Source organism: Streptomyces sp. NPDC001732 (genome assembly GCF_053596315.1).
This window is the reverse complement of the sequence record NZ_JBSFFY010000175.1, coordinates 1-2,942: the sequence shown is the minus strand read 5'-3', so window position 1 is coordinate 2,942 and position 2,942 is coordinate 1. Positions and strand designations below refer to the sequence as shown.

Annotated in this window: 3 protein-coding genes; all 3 read right to left on the bottom strand. The window is 66.3% G+C overall.

The window, feature by feature from the left end; all coding sequences use genetic code 11:
• Positions 1-71 precede the first annotated feature (71 nt).
• On the bottom strand, positions 72-1,133 hold the full coding sequence (locus ACWCXX_RS41100) for a WD40 repeat domain-containing protein (protein ID WP_451136399.1): 1,062 nt from the start codon (positions 1,131-1,133) through the stop codon (positions 72-74).
• Positions 1,134-1,372: 239 nt separating this feature from the next.
• Complete coding sequence (locus ACWCXX_RS41095; protein ID WP_451136397.1) at positions 1,373-2,188, bottom strand: leucine-rich repeat domain-containing protein; 816 nt, start codon at positions 2,186-2,188, stop codon at positions 1,373-1,375.
• Positions 2,189-2,441: 253 nt separating this feature from the next.
• On the bottom strand, positions 2,442-2,942 hold a 501-nt coding region (locus tag ACWCXX_RS41090; protein ID WP_451136395.1), incomplete at its 5' end, for a transposase.

Sequence of the window (2,942 nt, the reverse complement as noted above, 5' to 3'; positions counted from 1 at the left end):
ACTCCCATCGATCACATCCTGCACTGGTCACACTGGCGCCGACGACGACAACACCAAGCCCGAACCAGTCACTACAAACGACGCGGACACAGCCCATAGAACTGGTCACCCATCAGCACAAACACCGTTGCAGTACTAGCGGCCAGGACAGCCACGTCTGCACCGAAGCCGACCGCGAGCCGGTCGTCCGAAGTCAGCGCCACCGCGTTCACAGCAGCGGGAAGTCTCCGCACAATGACGGGATCGATCTGCAGGCCGCCATCCAACGGCCAGGCGCACACCGTACCGTCGGTGCTGCCGGTGACGGCGACCGGCCGGCCTCGCACCACACCGGTGCTCATCGTCGTGATGCTGTCGGTGCGGCCGGACAACGGCAGCCCGACCAGGTCTCCGCTGACCGGATCTGCCAGTCGCAGCCACCGACCCACCGCTGCGAGAACCAGCGTCCGGCCGTCCACCTCCACCATCGCCACCGCGCCGATGCTGGCGGGCAAGCGCGACACGGTGATTTCGCGCAGCGTCCAGGGAAAGAGGAAGTTGTCGGGGTCCGGGCTGGTCTTCAGCACGTCTGGGAAGCCCCACACGCGCAGCGTCCCGTCGGAGGCACCAGCGATCACCACCTGCTCGCCGTCCAGGGCCGCGGTGGCGAGGGCGCGCGTCAGCAGGGTCTCGCCGCTACGCTGCGACACGTGGGCGCAGGCGATCTCCACGCCGCCGTCGTCCCAGACCTCGACCCGGCCGTCTCCGGCGGTCACCACGAACGACTTCCAGCCCTGCTTCGTGGTCGCCACCGCGGAGGGGAACCCTGAGCCGTACTTGCCGAGGCGGCTCACGTGCCCGCTCTCAGGATCCCAGCACGTCACGACATAGCTGCTGTTGGCGCTGATCACCATCGGGCCGTCGTCCGGGCCCGCCATGAGGCCGAGCGCCTCGACGCCTCCACCCCACTCGCCGGTGATGAGAGTGCTCGTGACGGGCTCTCCGGTAAAGAGGTCGCACACCCACGCGGTGCCGTCGTAGCCAGCGCTGACGACGCAGGGCCGGCCATGCACCGTGGTCGGCACCACTCCGGTCACAAGAGCGGAATCAGCGCGGGAACTGGTGGCCCACTGCACGTCCCAGCGATCGATCATGGCTGGCACAGTACCCAACGATCGCGCCCGCCCGTTGGCCTCAGCAGGAGCGTTCAGCGAATGGTAGTAACAAAATACGTATTTCTACGCAGTGCCGTCGTGCGGCGACCCGCTACCCGACCCGAACTGCGCGCCTGGAAGGTGTCCATCGGCACGTGCGCACGCGCCTTCGGGGCCCCATGCATTCATGAGCACGCTTGTTTCTCTGAACTACGGGTTTCTTCTGGGTTCGCACCGCGTTAGCGAGGCTGTCGGCCAGCTGGCGGCTGCTCGACGCTTGGTCCGCCAGAGTGCGGCATCTGGACGTAGCCTTCGGCCGGCACGGGCAGCGCCTCGATGCATGTCGTCGAGCAGGCGTTGACCAGCAAGGGCAGAACGTCAGCGCCTGACGTCCATATTGAGATCCAGGCCTGGCGAAGGTTCACGCCCTCGATGTGCTGATCGCAGACGCTGCACGTACGGATCGAGGTGGCACCCCATACGTCGGGGTCGAGGTCTTCGAGGTCAATGCCTTGCGTGCCGGTCTCTGCGGCCGACAACGACGGAAACGGCGGCCGCCGCTTGTAGTTTCCGTAGATGGCGCGAGTGCTCACCGTGCTGCGCCGCAGGTTGGGGCACCGGGTGATCTCGTACGGGAACCAGTGCAGGCGGTAGGAGGTGTACGGGGTGAACTCCTCAAGGCTCCGCATAGCGCCGATTTCAGGCGGGATACGCACCAGGTTACTGCTGTACAGCACGAGGTGCTTCACCGAGGTGAGTTTGGCGATCGTTGGCGGGAGCGTGACGACCTGGCGCCGCTGTTCCGCGGTGAGTTCGACCAGCGGCTTGAAGACCTCCCGTCCGTCGGCCGCCGCCTCCTCAACCAGCTCGAGAAGGCGGATCCAGCCCGGTGCGGTGGTGTCCTGGCGTTCTCGATGGAAGCGGGTCGGTCGCTGCGGCTTGGTGCTGATCTGCTCGATGCACCTGCAGAGATCACGAGGCGAACCGTGGCCGCCAGGACCAACGGCGTCAGCCCAGCGGTTCGAGAGCACCTGCGGCTTCAACTCCTCACTCATCCGCTCACAGTAACGTCACAGCTGGCGAGCTGTAAGTGTGATTTCGGGGCTCAGTGATCTCCGCTCCTGGCGATAAGGCAGGCCAAGAACGACGACTTTTCGCTGGTGGGAACGCCGGTCGATCTGGGCGAGCTTATCCTCGGCGCCGGCCAGGCTGACGCGAAGCCCCTCGACCTCGCCGAGCCAGCCTTCGCGTTCGGCTTCGGCGATACGGGCAATTACTGAGGTTGAACTCGTGATGTCGTGTCCTCGCTCAGGCGGATCTGATGGTCAGGCCGGTCTCGGCGAGGCAGCCGTCTATGAGGTCGCTGCGGTACTGGATGTGTCGTAGGCCGTGTCGGATGCGCTGGACGAGGTGGTCGGGGGTGCTGAAGGCGACGTTGGAGAGCCAGCCGCGTCGCAGGAGGGACCAGATCCCTTCGACGGGGTTGAGGTCGGGTGCGTAAGGCGGCAGGTAGTAGATGGTCAGCCAGTCCCGGGAGGCGGCGAACTCCCGCAGGCCGGCGGCCTTGTGCACGTTCAGGTTGTCCCAGACAAGGACGATCGGGCCGCCGAGCTGCTGGTGGGCGGCGATCAGCAGGTCCCGGTAGTCGCGCCAGGAAAAGCTCTTGCGCCCGTCACGGTTGCCGTCGTCGCGGCGAGGCCGGTAGATCAGCCGTGACCGGTGGCCGGGTCTGTAGCAGGTCGGCACGGCGATGGATATCCGTCTGCGGGAGCGGCCGCGGACCCGGACCACCGGGGTCCGGCCGCGTGG

What these genes read in the sequence shown, in the direction of transcription:
- ACWCXX_RS41100 (WP_451136399.1), bottom strand. Translation starts at nt 1,133, where the DNA reads ATGATCGATCGCTGGGACGTGCAGTGGGCCACCAGTTCCCGCGCTGAT.
- ACWCXX_RS41095 (WP_451136397.1), bottom strand. Translation starts at nt 2,188, where the DNA reads ATGAGTGAGGAGTTGAAGCCGCAGGTGCTCTCGAACCGCTGGGCTGAC.